Origin of the sequence: Mycolicibacterium nivoides, assembly GCF_003855255.1 — a bacterium.
Taxonomy (GTDB): Bacteria; Actinomycetota; Actinomycetes; order Mycobacteriales; family Mycobacteriaceae; genus Mycobacterium; species Mycobacterium nivoides.
On sequence record NZ_CP034072.1, the window covers coordinates 3,729,424 to 3,746,073 of the forward strand.

Sequence of the window (16,650 nt, forward strand, 5' to 3'; positions counted from 1 at the left end):
CACCCCGACAAGCGATTTATCCGCAGCTCAGCGATCGCTGACGATCGCCGCGTCGACCAGGCCGGAGATATCGGCTGCCAGCGGCGCATAGGGCAGCGGCTGCCCGTCCAGGGTGTGCACCCGGGCCGCGAGGGTGATGCTGGAAATCAGCCAAACACCCTGCGCCGTAAGCAGATCCGCCGGCTTGAGGGCACGGAAGTCGCAGTCATAGCCCTTGTTGCGAGCCACCTCGAACAGTGCCTGTTGGGTGGTGCCGCGCAGGATCGGATACCAGGGCGGCGGGGTGAGCAGAAGCGGCCGGCCGTCGTCACCTTCGGCCGCGATGACCACGGTGGAACGCGGCCCCTCCAGCAGGTAGCCGTCGGAGCTGACGAAGATCACGTCACCGGCACCCTGGCGCTCGGCGTGCCGCAGCGCGGCCATGTTGACCGCGTAGGACAGGGTCTTGGCGCCGGCGACCAGCCACGGCATGTCGCTGGCATTCAGGGGCAGCCCGCGGTCGAGGGTGATCGCCGCCAGCCCGTCCCGCCGCACCCCGGCCACCCGGTCGGCCAGCGCGCCGATGGTGGCGAACGCCGTCGCCGGTCCGCCGCTCTCCCGCCCGCGGCTGTAGACCAGGCGCAGCACGCCGTCGCCGTCGTTCTCGGCGGTCCAGCGTGCGGCCCCCGACGCGACCGCCGCCCGCCAGGCGTCCAGATCCGGCTCTGGCAGATCCAGCATCTTGGCGGATTGGGTCAGCCGCCCCAAGTGCGCCTCGAGCAGACAGGGTCTGCCGTCACGCACCAGCAGCGTCTCGAAAACCCCGTCGCCGCGCACCGCGGCCAGATCGTCGGCGTGCAGCAGCGGAGCGTTGGGGTCGTGGATCTGGCCGTCAAGGGTGACCAGCACGGCTGGTTGGCTCGCCATGGGGCCAAAGCGTAGCTGCGGGCCAAGAGCCGCTGGCGCCGAGAGCGACAAACGTAGAGTTGGCCTATGACTGCACCACCGCCAGCAGTGCCCACGCCCGAAGGCAGCCCCGACGCCGGGGCCGTCTGGCATTACGGCGATCCGCTCGGCGAACAACAGGCCGCGGCGGGTGCCGCGGTTCTGGTCGACCGGTCGCACCGCGCAGTCCTGACCCTGACCGGCAAGGACCATCAGACGTGGCTGCACAGCATCTCGAGCCAGCACGTCAGCGCCTTGCCGGATGGCGTGGTCACCGAGAACCTGAGCCTGGATTTGCAGGGCCGTGTCGAAGATCACTGGATTCAGACCGACCTCGGCGGCACCACGTACCTGGACACCGAACCGTGGCGGGGCGAACCGCTGCTGGCCTACCTGCGCAAGATGGTGTTCTGGTCCGACGTGCAGATCGAACCCGCGGATATGGCGGTGCTGTCCCTACTCGGGCCCGGGCTTGCCGATGAGCAGGTCATCAAGGCCCTGGACTGCGCAGAGCTGCCCGAGGAGGCGACGGCGGTCGCACTGCCCGGCGGCGGGTTCCTGCGCCGGCTGCCCGCCCCCGGAATCGAACTGGACCTGGTGGTGCCGCGAGAGGCAGTCGCCGAGTACACCCGGCGGCTGACCGACGCCGGCGTGCGGCCGGCCGGGATCTGGGCCTACGAGGCGCACCGCGTGGCCTCCGGGCGCCCGCGGTTGGGGGTCGACACCGACGAGCGCACCATTCCGCACGAGGTCGGCTGGATCGGCGGCCCGGGTGTCGGAGCGGTCCACCTGGACAAGGGCTGCTACCGCGGTCAGGAGACCGTCGCACGGGTGCACAACCTGGGCAAACCACCCCGGATGCTGGTGATCCTGCAGCTCGACGGCTCCTCTGACCGGCCCGTGACGGGTGACGCGGTGACCGCGGGCGGCCGGAACGTCGGCCGGATCGGCACCGTCGTCGAGCACGTCGACGACGGCCCGATCGCGTTGGCCCTGGTCAAACGGGGACTGCCGGCCGATACCGAGTTGGTCGCCGGTGACGAGGCGCAGGCACCCGCCGTGATCGACCCCGATTCCCTGCCGGAGGCGGATGCCACCGCCGGCGCCGGCCGGGCGGCAGTGGATCGGCTCCGGGGGCGTTAAGCCGCCGCCCAGGCCATCAGCACGTAAACTCACTCGGTCACCGACGACGTGACGACCGTCTCTGCGCGGATCCTCGCGATCTTGGTGACGGTCGTGCTGCTGTGCAACGACGCACGGTAGCCGGGCCCGTAGCCACTCGATGTGAGGTAGGGCCTGACAGCACTTCTCGGACGGGCACGGTAAAGTGTTGGCAGGAAATAAAGACACACAGATCGGAGCCGCCTAGCTATTGGGCCGCTCCGTTATTGCGCGAGGGGGTCCCCCATGGGCCGCGGCCGGGCTAAGGCAAAGCAGACCAAGGTTGCACGTGACCTTAAGTACAGCTCGCCGAATACCGACTTCAGTCAGCTCCAACGTGAGCTGTCGGGATCTCCCGATTCCGGTGACGTCAATGACGATGCCGAAGACTGGTCGGGCGAGGACGACTGGCGGCGCTGAGCCGCCTGCATTCTGTCGCAGAACTTAGATACAGGTCGCGCTGATCGCGCACGTCGCTTACCAGCGCGGCCTGTCTATCTGTCTAGAACCGCGGATGCTGGCCGACCAGTTGGGCGCGCGCACTGTCCTTGCCGCCCTTCTTCACTGTTCCCAGCGTCCAGCAGTCCAGGTGCCGTGCGGTCAGGATGGCCAGCGCGCGATCGGTGTCCTCCGGGGCGACGACCGCGACCATCCCGACGCCCATGTTGAACGTCTTCTCCATCTCGGCACGCTCGATGCGTCCGCGCTGGGCGATCATCTGGAACACGGGTGCCGGCGTCCACGTACCGCGATCCAGCTCTGCGGTCAGGCCGTGGGGCACCACGCGCTCCAGGTTGCCCGCCAAGCCGCCGCCGGTCACGTGGCAGAACGTACGCACCTGCGTCTCTGCGGCCAGCGCCAGGCAGTCCTTGGCATAGATGCGGGTCGGTTCCAGCAACTCCTCGCCGAGAGTGCGCCCGAACTCCTCGACGTGCCCGGCCAGATTCATCCGGTCGATCTCCAGCAGCACCTTGCGGGCCAGCGAGTAGCCGTTGGAGTGCAGCCCGCTGGACCTCATGGCGATGATCACGTCGCCGGGGCGGACGCGATCGGGTCCGAGCACGTTGTCGGCCTCGACGATGCCGACGCCGGTCGCGGAGATGTCGTAGTGGTCGGGTTCCATCAGCCCGGGGTGTTCGGCCGTCTCGCCGCCCAGCAGCGCGCAGCCGGCCTGGACACAGCCTTCGGCGATGCCTGACACGATGGCGCTGACCCGCTCGGGGACGGTACGGCCGACGGCGATGTAGTCCTGCAGGAACAGCGGCTCGGCGCCGCACACCACGAGGTCGTCGACCACCATGGCGACCAGGTCCAGCCCGACGGTGTCGTGCTTGTCCATGGCCTGGGCGACGGCGAGCTTGGTGCCCACACCGTCGGTCGAGGCGGCCAGCACCGGCTCGCGGTATCCGCCCCGTAAGGCGAACAGTCCGGCAAAGCCGCCGAGACCGCCCCTGACCTCAGGTCGGGTCGCCTTGGCGGCGAGGGGTTTGAAGAGTTCAACAGCGCGGTCACCGGCTTCGATATCCACTCCGGCCGACGCGTACGAAATGCTGTTGTGTTCGGCGATGCCGTGCTGTTCGGCGCCCTTAGTCATCGCAAGCAAGGCTACCGCCCCGCTGTCACGGGGGTACAGCGCAGGAGGTGTTAAGGACACCTCAAGGACGCCGCGACCGTGACGTCAGGGCCTGCGCAGCGCCGATGCGTTGTCGTTGTCGGACTGCAGTGGAATGCCGGTGCGTGCCGCGGTGGCCAGCATCTGCTCGATGACGTTCTTGCCCAGTGCGGTCTCGCCGGGCAGTTCGATCGGGTAGTTCCCGTCGAAACAGGCCGAGCACAGCCGGGTGGGCGGTTGCTCGGTGGCCGCGATCATGCCCTGCTGGGAGATGTAGCCCAGGCTGTCGGCACCGATGGCGTGCCGCACCGCCTCCAGCATCTCGCCCGGGTGCTCGGCGGATGCCGCGTTGGCGATGAGCTCGGCCGGGGTGGCGAAGTCGATGCCGTAGAAGCAGGGCCATTTCACCGGCGGCGAGGCGATCCGGACGTGGACCTCCAGCGCCCCCGCCTCACGCAGCATCCGGACCAGAGCGCGCTGGGTGTTGCCGCGCACGATCGAATCGTCGACCACGATGAGCCGCTTGCCGCGGATGACCTCGCGCAGCGGGTTGAGCTTGAGCCGGATACCCAGCTGCCGGATGGTCTGCGAGGGCTGGATGAAGGTGCGGCCGACGTAGGCGTTCTTCATCAGGCCCTGCCCGAACGGGATCCCGGATTCCTGCGCGTAGCCGACGGCGGCCGGCGTTCCCGACTCCGGGACGCCGATCACCAGGTCGGCGTCGATCGGGTGCTCGCGGGCCAGCCGCCGGCCGATGTCGACGCGCGTGGCGTGCACCGAGCGGCCCACCAGCGTGCTGTCGGGCCGGGCCAGGTAGACGTACTCGAAGACGCAGCCCTTGGGTTCGGGGTTGGCGAACCGGGTGGAGCGGACGCCGTCGGCATCGATGGCCAGGAGTTCACCGGGTTCGATGTCGCGGACGAACGAAGCGCCGACGATGTCGAGCGCGGCGGTTTCGGAGGCCACCACCCAGCCGCGGTCGAGCCGGCCGAGCGCCAGCGGGCGCACGCCGTGCGGGTCGCGGGCGGCATAGAGGGTGTTCTCGTCCATGAAGGTCAGGCAGAACGCGCCGCGGACGGTGGGCAGCAGGTCCAGGGCGGCCTGTTCCAGCGTCGCGTCGGCGGCCCCGTGCGCCAGGAGCGCCCCGAGGATGTCGGAATCGGTGGTGGCGGCCGGGGCGCCCTTCATGTCGATCAGCCCGGCTTCACGGGCCCGGGTTGCCAGCTCCGCGGTGTTGACCAGGTTGCCGTTGTGGCCGAGGGCGACACCGGTCCCGGCGGCGGTGTTGCGGAACACCGGCTGGGCGTTCTCCCACGTGGTGGATCCGGTGGTGGAGTAGCGACAGTGTCCGACGGCGACATGGCCCGGCATTGCAGCCAGGGTCTGCTCGTCGAATACCTGACTGACCAGCCCGAGGTCTTTGAACACCAGGATCTGGGAGCCGTCGGAAACGGCGATGCCCGCTGCTTCCTGGCCACGGTGCTGCAGCGCGTACAGGCCGTAGTAGGTGAGCTTGGCAACGTCTTCACCCGGGGCCCAGACCCCGAATACGCCGCACTCTTCGCGCGGTTCGTTTTCGTCGAGTTGCTGCACAGTCACGATAGGGCTGCTCCCGGGGCGGCGGTTGGTGACATAACCGAGTCTACGGTCCAGGCGGGCCAACGAAAGAATCGAATGGCCGGTCTGGCACCGGCTTTTCCAACGGCGGGCGACACGATCGCCATTCCCGCACCCATCCACCGGGGTGTGGCCAGCCGTACCCGGATCCGTCGGGATAACCCCATCGACCCACTACATGCCAACGGCAAGGATGGATTTCGTGACGCGTCAACTCTCCGAGAAGCCGGCAACCGATCCCCTCGATTCCGACGCGGAGGCCCGGCCGCAACAGTGGCCGGAGGTGACGAAGATCGCATTCCGGTTCTGCTTCCTGTACTTCGGCCTGTTCTGTCTGCTGTTCGCGCAGATCACGTTCGCCTTCCTGGGGGTCGTCGGCCACTGGCTCCCGGATCGGGCGGTGATGTGGCAGATGACGGCCTTCGGCCCGCTGGTGAGCTGGGTCGGCAGTCATGTCTTCGGCGTCGAGGCGGTTCTGCATCAGGACTCGGGCAGCGGAGACCAGGCCGCGATCTGGGTGATGATCTTCTGCCTGCTGGTGTTCGCGGTCGTCGGCACGGCGGTGTGGTCGTGGGTGGACCGGCAGCGACACGACTACTCGAGGCTGTGGGCCTGGTTCCTGACATTTGTGCGGCTGTGCGTGGGCGGCCAGATGCTGTTCTACGGATTCGCCAAGCTGGTGCCGACGCAGATGCCGGCGCCGCCGCTGGCGGCGTTGCTGCGCCCGTACGGCGAGTTCAGCCCGGCCTCGGTGCTGTGGCTCCAGGTCGGCAGCTCCTATCCGTACGAGATGGCGCTGGGCGCGGTCGAGGTTGTCGCCGGGTTGTTGCTGTTCCTGCCGCGGACCGCGACGCTGGGCGCCCTGCTCGGTGTGGCCAGCATGGTGCAGGTGTTCCTGCTGAACATGACCTTCGACGTGCCGGTGAAGATTCTCTCCGGACATCTGCTGCTGATGGGTCTGGTGCTGCTCGCCCCGCAATACCGCCGGCTGGCCGATTTCCTGGTGCTGCAGCGCAGCACCGAACCGGCGGTCCAGCCCGAACTGTTCGCCGACGCTCGGGCCAACACCATCGCGGCGCGGATACAGGCCGTACTCGGCATTTGGATCGTGGCCGGTTGTGTCCTGACCAGTTGGCAGAGCTGGAGCGAGTACGGCGGCGGCCGCGCCAAACCCGAGCTGTACGGGATCTGGACGGTGAGCCGCTTCGACGTCGACGGCGCAGCGGCACCGCCGCTGACCACCGATCAGTACCGTTGGCAGCGCGTCGTTTTCGACCTGCCCGGGATACTCACCTACCAACGGATGAGCGGTGAATTGGTGGACACCCCGGTCAAGGTCGACGGGAACAACCTCACGGTGTCGGGGCCGGACGGCTCACCCCTGGCCACGCTCACCGCGTCCCGGCCGACCCCCGAGCAGCTGCGACTGACCGGTGAGTTGTCCGGCCGTGACGTCGCGATCTGGCTGGATCGGCAGGATCTGAACCAGTTCACCCTGCGGAACCGGGGCTTTCACTGGGTGCAGGAGTATCCCTACTTCCGGTGAGGCGTAGTGATCCCGATAGCCTCGTCGAGCACGTCGTCTGCCCTGCTTAGGAGGATTTTGTGGGAGTTTGGGGTCCGGGGAATTTCGACAGCGACACCGTGGCCGACGGGCTGGGGGATCTGACGGGTCGGATCATCGACGAGATCGCCGAGCAGTTCGACGGCGCGTCCGACGATTCCGCACTGGAGCCGGACGAGTGGGGCGGGGCGATGGTGCCCGCCTGGCTCGAGATCCTGATCGACATCGTCGAACCTCAACGGGTCGGTGCGACGTTTCCTTCGGTGGCGGTGCTCAGCGATTGGCGTGATCGGTACATGCGCGTGTGGGACGAGTACATCGACGAGCTCGATCCGGATGACGAGTACAAAGTCGAACGGCGTGCGGTGCTCGTCGGCACCTTCGAGCGGGCCATCGCGCTGGCCGCCGCGCGCGAACGGGACTAGGCGATCCCCAGCGGCACCAGGGGTAGCCAGCGGGCCACCTCGCCGGCCCGCGATCCCGACATCTGCACCGCGGCACCGGCGTCGTCCAGATCGAGCAGCCCAGTAGCCAGCAGCAGCCAGGTGCGGGGATCGGTTTCCACGACGTTGGGCGGGTTTCCCCGGGTGTGGCGGGGCCCTTCGATGCACTGCACCGCGACGAAGGGCGGCACCCTCACCTCGACGCTGGCGCCTGGTGCCAACGCTGCCAGGGTGCGCGCGGTCAGCCGGACGGCTTCGGCCAGCTCGGCGCGGGCGGGTTCGGCATCGGTGGGTTCCCGTAGCCAGTCGGCCACGGCGGCGACCACTGCCCTGGTCTTTTGCGGATCTACACTGCCTCGCGCGGCCATGCCATAGAGTCTCGCAAAGTGTTTGCCGATCACCGTAATCCGCCGTATCGCATGGCCGGTGCAGTGCTCTTGGCGATCCTCGCGCTCGCATTCGGGTTGATCGTGGCGCAGTTCCGGGGCGCTTTCGAACCCAAGACCCCGCTGACTCTGCTCGCCTCGCGAGCGGGCCTGGTTCTCGATCCTGGTTCGAAGGTGACCTACAACGGGGTTCCGATCGGCCGGGTGGCCGCGGTGAGCGCCGACGGTAACCCGGTCCGGGCCCTGGTGCGGCTCGACATCAACCCGAAGTACATGGACCTCCTGCCGGCCAACGTCCAGACCTCGATCCAGGCGACCACGGTGTTCGGCAACAAATACGTCGCCTTCACCTCACCGGAACACCCGAGCCCGCAACGGGTTTCGAGCTCCACCCAGCTCGACGTCACGGCGGTCACCACCGAGTTCAACAGTTTGTTCGAGACCATCACCGCCATCACCGAACAGGTCGACCCGATCAAGCTGAACCAGGCCTTGTCGGCCACCGCCGAGGCGTTGACCGGGCTGGGAAGTGCGTTCGGGCAGTCGCTGGCCGACGGCAACGCGATCCTCGACGATGTGAACCCGCGCATGCCCGCGCTGCGCCACGACATCACCGCCCTGGCCGATCTCGGCGAACGCTATGCGGCGGCCGGACCCGACCTGTTCGACGGCCTGGCCGACGCCGCTCGCAGTGCCGCCACCTTCAACTCCCAGCGCGGTCACCTCGACGCCGCGCTGATCGCGGCGATCGGCTTCGCCGGGACCGGTTCCGACATCCTCGTGCGCGGCGGCCCGTATCTGCAGCGTGGCGCGCAGGATCTGATCCCGACGTCCAAACTGTTCGACGACTATCAGGGGCAGCTGTTCTGCACCATCCGCAACTACCACGACGTAGCGCCCGCCTTCTATGCGACGTTCGGCGGCGACAACGGATATTCGTTCGACAGCACGGGGACCCTGTCGAGCATCGGCGTGGGCAACGCCTACGTGTATCCGGACAACTTGCCTCGGGTCAACGCCAAGGGCGGGCCCGAGGGCAAGCCCGGCTGCTGGAAGCCGATCACCAAGGACCTGTGGCCTGCGCCGTATCTGGTGATGGACACCGGCCTGTCCATCGCGCCGTACAACCATGTCGAACTCGGCTCGCCGATCTTCACCGACTACGTCTGGGGACGGCAGATCGGTGAGCCCACGATCAACCCGTGACCGCTCTACGATCTTGACCGGGAGCGGTCTTTGCGCGAAAAGGGGATTTGTGAACGCGTCGCCGGGACAAGAAGGCTGATCGATGCCTAAACGCGCAGTACCGGCGAGCCCTGAGCAGCCCGCAGCCTGGCCCCCCGCGCTTCCCGCATGGCGCGCCGTCGGCCTGTCGCTCGCACCGATCGGAGCCGCGGCCTTCAACGGGGTGGCCGGCCTGTGCGCCGCGGCCATCGCCGCCGTGTTGGTCTTCGCGTTCGCCCGCCTGCACCGCAACGCACCGCAGTCGGTGTCGACGGGCGATCTGGTCGCCTCCACCGTGGGTCCGGCCGCCGGGCGGTTCACCAGCCTCATCCAGCTGGCGGCCTATGTGCTGCTGGGTGTGGGCGCCGCGCTCACGCTCGCGCTACAGCCGTTGACCGGGGCACCGGATCTGGAGACCGCGCTGGCCGGCTGGTGGTGGCCCGGCTGGTCGGTGGCGGTGGTGGTCATCGCCGGCGCGGTGGTGGCCTACCTGCCGACGCGGGCGGTGGGGGCGACAGCCGCCGCGCTGGCCGGTGTGGGCCTGCTGGTTTTCCTCTACCTGGCGCTGGCGATCATGGCACGCGTGGCCTCGGGTACGCCTCCGGTCCAGTTCGGCGGGCCCACGCCGGTCAATTCGGTGCTGCTGGTGACGGCGGCAGCCATTCCGCTCGGCCTGGGGTTGGTGGGATTCGAGGCCGCGACCGTGGTCAGTGGCCGCCTTGAGTCGGTGGCGCGCCCCGTGGGCGCCGCGGTCGGGATCACGGCGCTGGTCGCGGTCGCCCTCCTGCTGGCCGCCAACATCGGAGCGACCGGCGGGTTCCACCCCACCGCCGCGAACCTCCCGCTGATCGTCTCCCGGTTCTACTCGGATGCCGGGTTCTACTGGTTCACCACCGGGGCGTTGTGCCTGGGATCGGCCGCGGTGCTGGCCCTGATGTGGGCGGCCACCCGGGTCGCGGGACGATTGTTCGGTTCCGGTCCGGAGGTGGCGATCCTGGTTCCCGCGGTGATGTGTGTGCTGGCCGTCGCGTTCAGCCGGTTTCAGGATTACATCAGCAGACTGCAGGTAGCGGTCCCGGCACTGCTCCTTCTGGTGGTCTATGTGCTTGTCACGGAGGCTAATTCGCGTATCGAAGGGTCCGCGGCGGCACAGCAGGCGCCGCGGGTGATCCTGACCGTGGTGGTGGTCTGCGTGGTGTTGATCCCCCTGCGGGTCACCAGTTTTGCGCTACCCACGTTGTGGCCGCTGGCCGCTACGGCTGCGATCCTCGCGCTGGCAGCGGTGTTGGCGCGGCTTGGAAGGCCAGCGCAGCCAGCGCCCCCGCCTCATTGATCGCCAGGTGAGCCAGCATCGGCGCGGCCAGACTCGCCGAGCGCTGCGCAAGCCAACCGAACGCCCACCCGGCGACCCCGGTGGCCAGGACAGTCGGGAGCACGGGCTGGCCCGCGGCACGGGCGTCGGGGATGTGTGACAGCCCGAAAGCGGTGGCCTGCAATGCCTGACCGCCCACCGGACCGAATGCTTCGGCGCCGACCTTGCCCAGCGCACCGCGGAAGGCGGCCTCCTCCGGCCAGACGGTCCCGAGCGGGATCCGCAGCGCCAGCCAGCGGCCGGGCGCTGCGGGCAGGACCTTGCGGCGCATCCCGGTGCGGACCACCGGCACCGCCGAGGTTGCCGCCACGCCTGCACTCACCGCGGTCGCTGCCGCCGCCCCCAGTCGCAGGCCCGACCACAGCGCCGGGGGTAGCAGCCCCGGCCGGGCGCTCGTTCCCACCATCAGCACGCTGCCGAGCGCCGCCCGCACCAGCGGCTGCCAACGGGCCGGCAACCGGGGGTCGATCAGGCCGTTCCACGCGACCAGGCCCACAGCCAGCGCGACCGCGCGAATCCGGCTGGTGGACATCAGTATTCGGGCCCGTTGTTGGCCTCGGTCTTTTCCAGCGCCACGCGGATCCGCTCCGTGTCCTCCGGTGTCCACCCCTCCGGTGGCGCCACCGCCGCCCAGCCGTCGAGCACCGATTGGCCGTAGTTGTGCCCGTGTCCGGCCGGGACGCTCGACGCGTTGGTGATGTCGGCGGCCACCTGCCAGAACGTGATGATCGGGTACCAGCGCATCGAGGCGGTGCGGTCCGTCCCGGGCGGTTCGACCAGCCAATCCGGTTCGGAGAACAGCAGATCCGTCGACCACCAGATGATGGGGTCCGACGGGTGCTGCAGGAACAGGACCCGGGTGCCCCCCCACGGAGCTGCGGTGTCCTCGGCGATCTCGGCGGCGTTCGCGGCCTCGGAGAACCGCACGGTACGGCCGTTGTCATAGCTGGGTCGTGCTTGCGGTGTGCCCGGGTCGCGGCGCGCGGTCAGGCCGCGCCACAGCGGGCTGGCATTGGGCGGGCCCACCCACAGCACCGAGGAGAAGCCCATCCGCGAGATGTCGGGGAGCCAGCTGAATGCGCCCTGTCCACCCATCGATCCCAAGCTCTCCCCGTAGAGCACCAGGTGGGGGCGATGGTCGGGGGGTAGCTGCGCCCATCGCGCTTGGATCGCGTCGATCATCAGCCGTCCGGTCTTCATGGACTTCTCCCGGTCACCCATGAACGAAATCCAGCTCGGCAGATAGGAATACTGCATACCGACCATCGCGGTGTCGCCGTTGTACATCAGCTCCAGGGCGCGGGCGGCCACCGGATTCACCCAGCCGGTGCCGGTGGTGGGGACGATGACCAGCAGCTTGCGATCGAAGGCGTGGGTGCGCTCAAGCTCGCTGAGCAGCACCGCGACCCGCTGATCGTCGGAGTCGGCGGTGTGCAGCCCGGCATACACCCGGATCGGTTCCCTGGCCGGCGCACCGTTGAGCTTTTCGAGCTCGGCGGGACGCGGGCCGCTCGCCACGAAGTTGCGACCCTGGAAGCCCAGCGAATCCCATGCCGCGAATGAGGCTGGGCTGCCTGACCTTTCAGGTTCGGTCGGTTGGCTGACGCCCTCGCGGGTGGTGGAGTTCTGCGGCTGGAACACCCGGCTCGCCCCGGCCAGGAAGCCGCGGTAGGCCACGCCGTTGACGAGCATGACGACCAGCACCACCACGATCGCGGTCCCGATGAACTGGGCCACCTCCCGGTGCAGATGCCAGCGCCGGATGAACCACCTGGCCAGCAGTCGCACGATGTCGCGGAGCAACCGTGCCGTGGCGATCAGCGCGGCGCCCACCGCGACAGCGATGATCAGGGTGCGCAGGTAGCCCAGCGTGGCAGGGCCTTCCATGCCCATCAACGCCGAGACCTGCCGTTGCCAGGCCGCGGCGGGGATCAGCATCAGCACGCACGCCGCGATGGCGCCGGTCACGACGAGCGCCTTCAGCCAGTACAACGTCCGCTTCGACGGAGGCCACCAGGTGCGGTTGCGTAACCCGAAGCGGTACAGCGCCTTTCCGAGCAGGAGACCGATGCCGTAGCCGATGGCGGCATTGATGCCGCCGATCAACCCGGCGAACAGCCAGTCGCGCGGCAGCAGCGACGGGGTCAGCGAGAGACAGAAGAACAGGGCTCCGACGGCGATGCCTGCGAAGTCCAGTCGCACCAGGCTCCAGGCCCAGCGCAGCAGAGGATGACGTTCGTTGGAGGCTTTCGCCGTCACCCGAACAGCCCGGGCAGCACGCCCTCCGACGTACTCCGTAGCTCCGCGAGGGTGATGCTGAACTGCCCCTGGACCTCGATCGCGGGTTCTCCGCCTTCTGGCCCCTGGTCTACGACGCCGACCCGGGTGACCGGCAGGTCCCTGGCCTCACACATCGACCGGAACCGGCTCTCCTCGGTGCGCGGCACGGCCACCAGCACCCGGCCCGCGGACTCCGAGAACAGGAAGACAAAGGGATCGATGCCCTCCGGCAGATCCTCCGGAAGGATGATCCGGCAACCGGTTTCACCGGCCAGCGCGGCCTCCACCACGGCCTGGATCAGCCCGCCCTCGGACAGGTCGTGCGCCGCGGAGATCAGTCCGTCGCGCGAGGCCGCGGTCAGCACCTCGGCCAGCAGCTTCTCGCGGTCCAGGTCCACCTTCGGCGGAACCCCACCCAGGTGATCGCCGGTGACCTGGGCCCAGACCGACCCGTCGAACTCGTCGTGGGTGTCCCCGAGCAGCAGCAGCGTCTCACCCGGTTCGGTGCCCAGCCCGGTGGGGATGCGTCGCTTCACGTCGTCGATCACGCCGAGCACGCCCACCACCGGGGTCGGCAGGATCGCCGTGGAGCCGGTCTGGTTGTAGAAGCTGACGTTGCCTCCGGTCACCGGGATGCCCAGGGCGGCACAGCCATCGGCGAGTCCGCGGACGGCCTGGCTGAACTGCCACATCACACCCGGGTCTTCGGGCGACCCGAAGTTGAGGCAGTTGGTCACCGCGACCGGGGTGGCCCCGGTGACCGCGACGTTGCGGTAGGCCTCGGCCAGCGCCAGCTGCGCGCCCGTGTAGGGGTCGAGCTGGGTGTAGCGGCCCGAGGCGTCGGTGGAGACCGCGATGCCGCGGCCGGTGCTCTCGTCGATGCGCAGGACACCGCCGTCGGCGTGCTCGGCCAGCACGGTGTTGCCGCGCACGTAGCGGTCGTACTGCTCGGTGATGAACGCCCGGCTGCACAGGTGCGGGCTGCCGATCAGTGCCAGCAGGGTGGCCTTGAGCTCGTCGCCGGTCTCGGGCCGGGGCAGTTTGGCCGAGGTATCGGCGATCAGAGCGTCCTGGCTGTCGGGGCGGGCCACCGGGCGCTGGTAGACCGGGCCCTCGTGGGCCACGGTGCGCGGCGGCACGTCGACGACGGTCTCGCCGTGCCAGGTGATCTGCAGCCGGTCCCCGTCGGTGACCTCACCGATGACGGTGGCCAGCACCTCCCACTTGCGGCAGACCGCCATGAACGCGTCGACGTTCTCCGGCGTGACCACGGCGCACATGCGTTCCTGGGACTCGCTGGAGAGCACCTCGGCCGGGGTCATGTCCTTGGCGCGCAGCGGCACCTGGTCCAGCTCGATGTGCATGCCGCCGTCGCCGGCCGACGCGAGTTCGGATGTGGCACAGGACAGTCCGGCACCGCCGAGGTCCTGGATGCCGACCACCAGGCCGGCCGAGTACAGCTCGAGACAACACTCGATGAGTACCTTCTCGGTGAACGGGTCGCCCACCTGAACGCTCGGCAGCTTCTTGCGGCCCGCGCCGCTCTCGTCGCCGCTGAAGGTGTCCGATGCCAGCACCGAGACACCGCCGATGCCGTCCAGGCCGGTGCGCGCACCGAACAGGATGATCTTGTTGCCGGTGCCCGAGGCGAATGCCAGGTGCAGGTCTTCCTTGCGCAGGGCACCCACGCACAGCGCATTGACCAGCGGGTTGCCGGCATAGGACGGGTCGAAGATCGTCTCGCCGCCGATGTTGGGCAGACCCAGCGAGTTGCCGTAGCCGCCGACACCGCGCACCACGCCGTCGAGCACGCGGCGGGTGTCGGGCGCGTCGGCCGCACCGAAGCGCAGCTGGTCCATGACCGCGACCGGGCGGGCGCCCATCGCCATGATGTCGCGCACGATGCCGCCGACGCCGGTGGCCGCACCCTGGTAGGGCTCGACGTAGGACGGGTGGTTGTGGGACTCGACCTTGAAGGTGACGGCCCAGCCGTCGCCGATGTCGACGACGCCGGCGTTCTCACCGATGCCGGCCAGCATGCCGGCGCGCATCTCGTCGGTGGTGGTCTCACCGAAGTAGCGCAGGTGCACCTTCGAGGACTTGTAGGAGCAGTGTTCGCTCCACATCACCGAGTACATGGCCAGCTCGGCGTCGGTGGGGCGGCGGCCCAGGATCTCGCGAATCCGCTGGTACTCGTCGTCCTTGAGACCGAGTTCGCGGTAGGGCTGCGGCTGATCGGGGGTGGCGGCTGCCCGCTCCACAGTGTCCTGGGTCGATGTACGGCCGTGGGTGAGCTCAGACGTCACGGACCTAGTTTAGTTGCTGCTCGCGAGTGGGCGCGGGCAGCCGCTGATGCGCCTCACCAGCACGTGCGCCACTGTGGGCTCGGCCACACCGTTGGAGGCGTCGAAACCCGGCTGTGGACGACTATCCGCCCGCGATACAGAACGCGTTGCCGGCCGGGTCTGCCAGCACGACCCAGTTGAACTCCGGACCGAAGTTGTGCCGCCCGGTCTCGCTGGCGCCCAGCCCCACCAGGCGCGCCACCTCGGCCTCCATGTCGGCCGCGTGGAAGTCGAGGTGCACGCGATTCTTGCCCGGCGTCGGATCGTCGACGTGCTGAAACCCGAGGTTGGGCCCGCTGGGCAGGTCGACGAGGACGAATTCGCCTGGGACAACGGCATTTACCGTGCCGTTGACGGCCTGCGCCCACCATTGGGCCAGCGTGTCGGGATCGGTGCAGTCGACTGTGATCATCTCCACGGAGAGTGCCATGGCGCCGACCCTAGATCAGGCCGGTGACAAGAACCCCCGCAATGCCGCCGAATAGGCTGCGACGTCCCGGGCACCCATGAACTCCCGGGCCGAATGCATGGCGAGCTGGGCCGCTCCCACGTCGACGGTCGGGATCCCGGTGCGCGCCGATGTCATCGGCCCGATGGTGGACCCGCACGGCAGATCGGCGCGGTGCTCATAGCGTTGCAGCGGCACCCCGGCCTGGTCGCAGGCCAGGGCGAACGCCGCCGCAGTGCGGCCGTCGGTGGCGTAGCGCAGGTTGGGCTGCACCTTCAGCACGGGTCCGGCGTTGACCTCGATCAGGTGTCCGGGCTCATGACGGTCCGGATAGTTCGGATGCGTCGCGTGCGCCATGTCCCCGGAGGCCACCATCGATCCGGCCGCCCTGCGCAGGAAGTCCTCCCGGGTGCCGCCCGCGGCGAGCACGATGCGCTCGAGCACGGTCGGCAGCAGGTCGGACTGGGCGCCGTGGTCCGAGGTCGAGCCGACCTCCTCGTGGTCGAACAGCGCCAGCACCGGCACATGTGTGCCGGTACCCGCGGCCAGGAACGCCTCCAGCCCCGCGTAGCAGGTGGCCTGGTTGTCCAGCCTGGGCGCGCTGACGAACTCCCCCTCGGCGCCGGTGATCGCCGACGGCGTCAGGTCGTGGGTCATCAGGTCGAACCCCAGTACATCCGCCTCGGTGACACCGGCCCGCTCGGCGACGTATCCGACGAAGGACCGCGGCCGCTCCCCCAGGCCCCACACCGCGTTGACGTGGCGCTGCGGGTCGGGGCTCACGCCCTTGCGGTCCTCGGAGAGGTGGATGGCGAGCTGGGGCACGCGCAGGATCGGATCGTCGATCCGGATCAGCCGGTGTTCGATCCGGTTGCCGTCGCGGACCGAGAGCCGGCCGCTGATCCCGAGGTCGCGGTCCAACCACGAGTTCAGCCAGGCCCCGCCGTAGGGCTGCAGTGCGACCACCTGCCAGCCGGCGACGACGCGATCGGGGTGCTGTTTGACCCGGAGGTTGGGGCTGTCGGTGTGGCCGCCGACGACCCGGAACGGTGCAGCCGGGTCTGTTCCCTCGGTATTCCAGGCCACCAGCGAGCCCGCCCGCACCGTGAAGAACTTGCCCGGGGTCGCCGGCCAGCCGTCGGTTTCGGCCAGCTCGGTGAATCCCGCGTCGCGCAAGCGTTGCGCCGCGGTGGCGCAGACATGGAACGGAGACGGTGACGCGTCGATGAACTCGCACAGGCTCTTGGCGCTTGCTGGCATCTTTTCATCTTGAC

At 68.9% G+C, this 16,650-nt stretch carries 15 protein-coding genes; 6 read left to right on the forward strand and 9 right to left on the reverse strand.

All coding sequences use genetic code 11. The features are described 5' to 3' along the window. Window positions 1-27: 27 nt before the first annotated feature. Window positions 28-906 (reverse strand): aminodeoxychorismate lyase, encoded by an 879-nt coding sequence (locus EH231_RS18335; RefSeq protein ID WP_164480940.1) that lies wholly within the window; start codon window positions 904-906, stop codon window positions 28-30. Window positions 907-972: 66 nt separating this feature from the next. Between EH231_RS18335 and ygfZ the strand changes: the two genes are divergently transcribed. Together ygfZ and EH231_RS18345 are read left to right on the forward strand one after the other, a co-directional pair. After that, on the forward strand, window positions 973-2,067 hold the full coding sequence (gene ygfZ, locus EH231_RS18340) for a CAF17-like 4Fe-4S cluster assembly/insertion protein YgfZ (RefSeq protein ID WP_124713017.1): 1,095 nt from the start codon (window positions 973-975) through the stop codon (window positions 2,065-2,067). A 264-nt stretch (window positions 2,068-2,331) separates the two neighbouring features. Further along, window positions 2,332-2,505 carry a DUF3073 domain-containing protein gene (locus EH231_RS18345; RefSeq protein ID WP_082940115.1) on the forward strand — a complete coding sequence of 58 codons (174 nt, stop codon included), beginning with the start codon at window positions 2,332-2,334 and terminating at the stop codon, window positions 2,503-2,505. A gap of 82 nt (window positions 2,506-2,587) precedes the next feature. On the opposite strand, the gene purM is transcribed toward EH231_RS18345, so the two are convergent. Continuing rightward, window positions 2,588-3,679 carry a phosphoribosylformylglycinamidine cyclo-ligase gene (purM, locus tag EH231_RS18350; RefSeq protein WP_090426641.1) on the reverse strand — a complete coding sequence of 364 codons (1,092 nt, stop codon included), beginning with the start codon at window positions 3,677-3,679 and terminating at the stop codon, window positions 2,588-2,590. Window positions 3,680-3,763: 84 nt separating this feature from the next. Then, window positions 3,764-5,296: an amidophosphoribosyltransferase gene (purF, locus tag EH231_RS18355; protein WP_090426638.1), complete on the reverse strand. Its 1,533-nt coding sequence runs from the start codon at window positions 5,294-5,296 to the stop codon at window positions 3,764-3,766. 211 nt (window positions 5,297-5,507) lie between these two features. Between purF and EH231_RS18360 the strand changes: the two genes are divergently transcribed. Beyond that, window positions 5,508-6,860: a DoxX family protein gene (locus tag EH231_RS18360; protein ID WP_124713018.1), complete on the forward strand. Its 1,353-nt coding sequence runs from the start codon at window positions 5,508-5,510 to the stop codon at window positions 6,858-6,860. Window positions 6,861-6,919: 59 nt separating this feature from the next. Then, window positions 6,920-7,303 carry a DUF4259 domain-containing protein gene (locus EH231_RS18365; protein ID WP_124713019.1) on the forward strand — a complete coding sequence of 128 codons (384 nt, stop codon included), beginning with the start codon at window positions 6,920-6,922 and terminating at the stop codon, window positions 7,301-7,303. Here the strand turns inward: EH231_RS18365 and EH231_RS18370 are convergent. Further along, window positions 7,300-7,689 (reverse strand): sterol carrier family protein, encoded by a 390-nt coding sequence (locus tag EH231_RS18370; protein ID WP_124713020.1) that lies wholly within the window; start codon window positions 7,687-7,689, stop codon window positions 7,300-7,302. The genes EH231_RS18365 and EH231_RS18370 overlap by 4 nt on opposite strands. 51 nt (window positions 7,690-7,740) lie before the next feature. Here EH231_RS18370 and EH231_RS18375 point away from each other — a divergent pair, with 51 nt between their 5' ends. Together EH231_RS18375 and EH231_RS18380 are read left to right on the forward strand one after the other, a co-directional pair. Then, on the forward strand, window positions 7,741-8,913 hold the full coding sequence (locus tag EH231_RS18375) for an MCE family protein (protein WP_164481215.1): 1,173 nt from the start codon (window positions 7,741-7,743) through the stop codon (window positions 8,911-8,913). Window positions 8,914-8,995: 82 nt separating this feature from the next. After that, a complete protein-coding gene (locus tag EH231_RS18380; RefSeq protein ID WP_124713022.1) occupies window positions 8,996-10,264 on the forward strand; it encodes a hypothetical protein in 1,269 nt (422 codons plus the stop codon). Here EH231_RS18380 and EH231_RS18385 read toward each other — a convergent pair. The 5 genes from EH231_RS18385 to EH231_RS18405 all read right to left on the reverse strand — a co-directional run bounded on the left by EH231_RS18385 (window position 10,185) and on the right by EH231_RS18405 (window position 16,636). After that, a complete protein-coding gene (locus EH231_RS18385; RefSeq protein ID WP_090426619.1) occupies window positions 10,185-10,835 on the reverse strand; it encodes an Rv0804 family intramembrane glutamic endopeptidase in 651 nt (216 codons plus the stop codon). The genes EH231_RS18380 and EH231_RS18385 overlap by 80 nt on opposite strands. After that, window positions 10,835-12,562, reverse strand: a complete 1,728-nt coding sequence (locus EH231_RS18390) for an alpha/beta hydrolase (protein ID WP_124713023.1) — start codon at window positions 12,560-12,562, stop codon at window positions 10,835-10,837. The genes EH231_RS18385 and EH231_RS18390 overlap by 1 nt, the downstream gene beginning before the upstream one ends. Further along, the gene (gene purL, locus EH231_RS18395) at window positions 12,559-14,889 is read right to left on the reverse strand and encodes a phosphoribosylformylglycinamidine synthase subunit PurL (protein WP_124713024.1); all 2,331 of its coding nucleotides are present in this window, start codon (window positions 14,887-14,889) and stop codon (window positions 12,559-12,561) included. Before purL ends, EH231_RS18390 begins: the two co-directional genes overlap by 4 nt. Window positions 14,890-15,010: 121 nt before the next feature. Continuing rightward, the gene (locus EH231_RS18400; RefSeq protein WP_090426610.1) at window positions 15,011-15,358 is read right to left on the reverse strand and encodes a VOC family protein; all 348 of its coding nucleotides are present in this window, start codon (window positions 15,356-15,358) and stop codon (window positions 15,011-15,013) included. A gap of 15 nt (window positions 15,359-15,373) precedes the next feature. Further along, a complete protein-coding gene (locus EH231_RS18405) occupies window positions 15,374-16,636 on the reverse strand; it encodes a M18 family aminopeptidase (protein ID WP_124713025.1) in 1,263 nt (420 codons plus the stop codon). Window positions 16,637-16,650 lie beyond the last annotated feature (14 nt).

Coding starts and splice junctions, on each gene's coding strand:
- EH231_RS18335 (WP_164480940.1), bottom strand. CDS start 906: ATGGCGAGCCAACCAGCCGTGCTGGTCACCCTTGACGGCCAGATCCAC.
- ygfZ (WP_124713017.1), top strand. CDS start 973: ATGACTGCACCACCGCCAGCAGTGCCCACGCCCGAAGGCAGCCCCGAC.
- EH231_RS18345 (WP_082940115.1), top strand. CDS start 2,332: ATGGGCCGCGGCCGGGCTAAGGCAAAGCAGACCAAGGTTGCACGTGAC.
- purM (WP_090426641.1), bottom strand. CDS start 3,679: ATGACTAAGGGCGCCGAACAGCACGGCATCGCCGAACACAACAGCATT.
- EH231_RS18360 (WP_124713018.1), top strand. CDS start 5,508: ATGGATTTCGTGACGCGTCAACTCTCCGAGAAGCCGGCAACCGATCCC.
- EH231_RS18370 (WP_124713020.1), bottom strand. CDS start 7,689: ATGGCCGCGCGAGGCAGTGTAGATCCGCAAAAGACCAGGGCAGTGGTC.
- EH231_RS18375 (WP_164481215.1), top strand. CDS start 7,741: ATGGCCGGTGCAGTGCTCTTGGCGATCCTCGCGCTCGCATTCGGGTTG.
- EH231_RS18380 (WP_124713022.1), top strand. CDS start 8,996: ATGCCTAAACGCGCAGTACCGGCGAGCCCTGAGCAGCCCGCAGCCTGG.
- EH231_RS18385 (WP_090426619.1), bottom strand. CDS start 10,835: ATGTCCACCAGCCGGATTCGCGCGGTCGCGCTGGCTGTGGGCCTGGTC.
- EH231_RS18400 (WP_090426610.1), bottom strand. CDS start 15,358: ATGGCACTCTCCGTGGAGATGATCACAGTCGACTGCACCGATCCCGAC.
- EH231_RS18405 (WP_124713025.1), bottom strand. CDS start 16,636: ATGCCAGCAAGCGCCAAGAGCCTGTGCGAGTTCATCGACGCGTCACCG.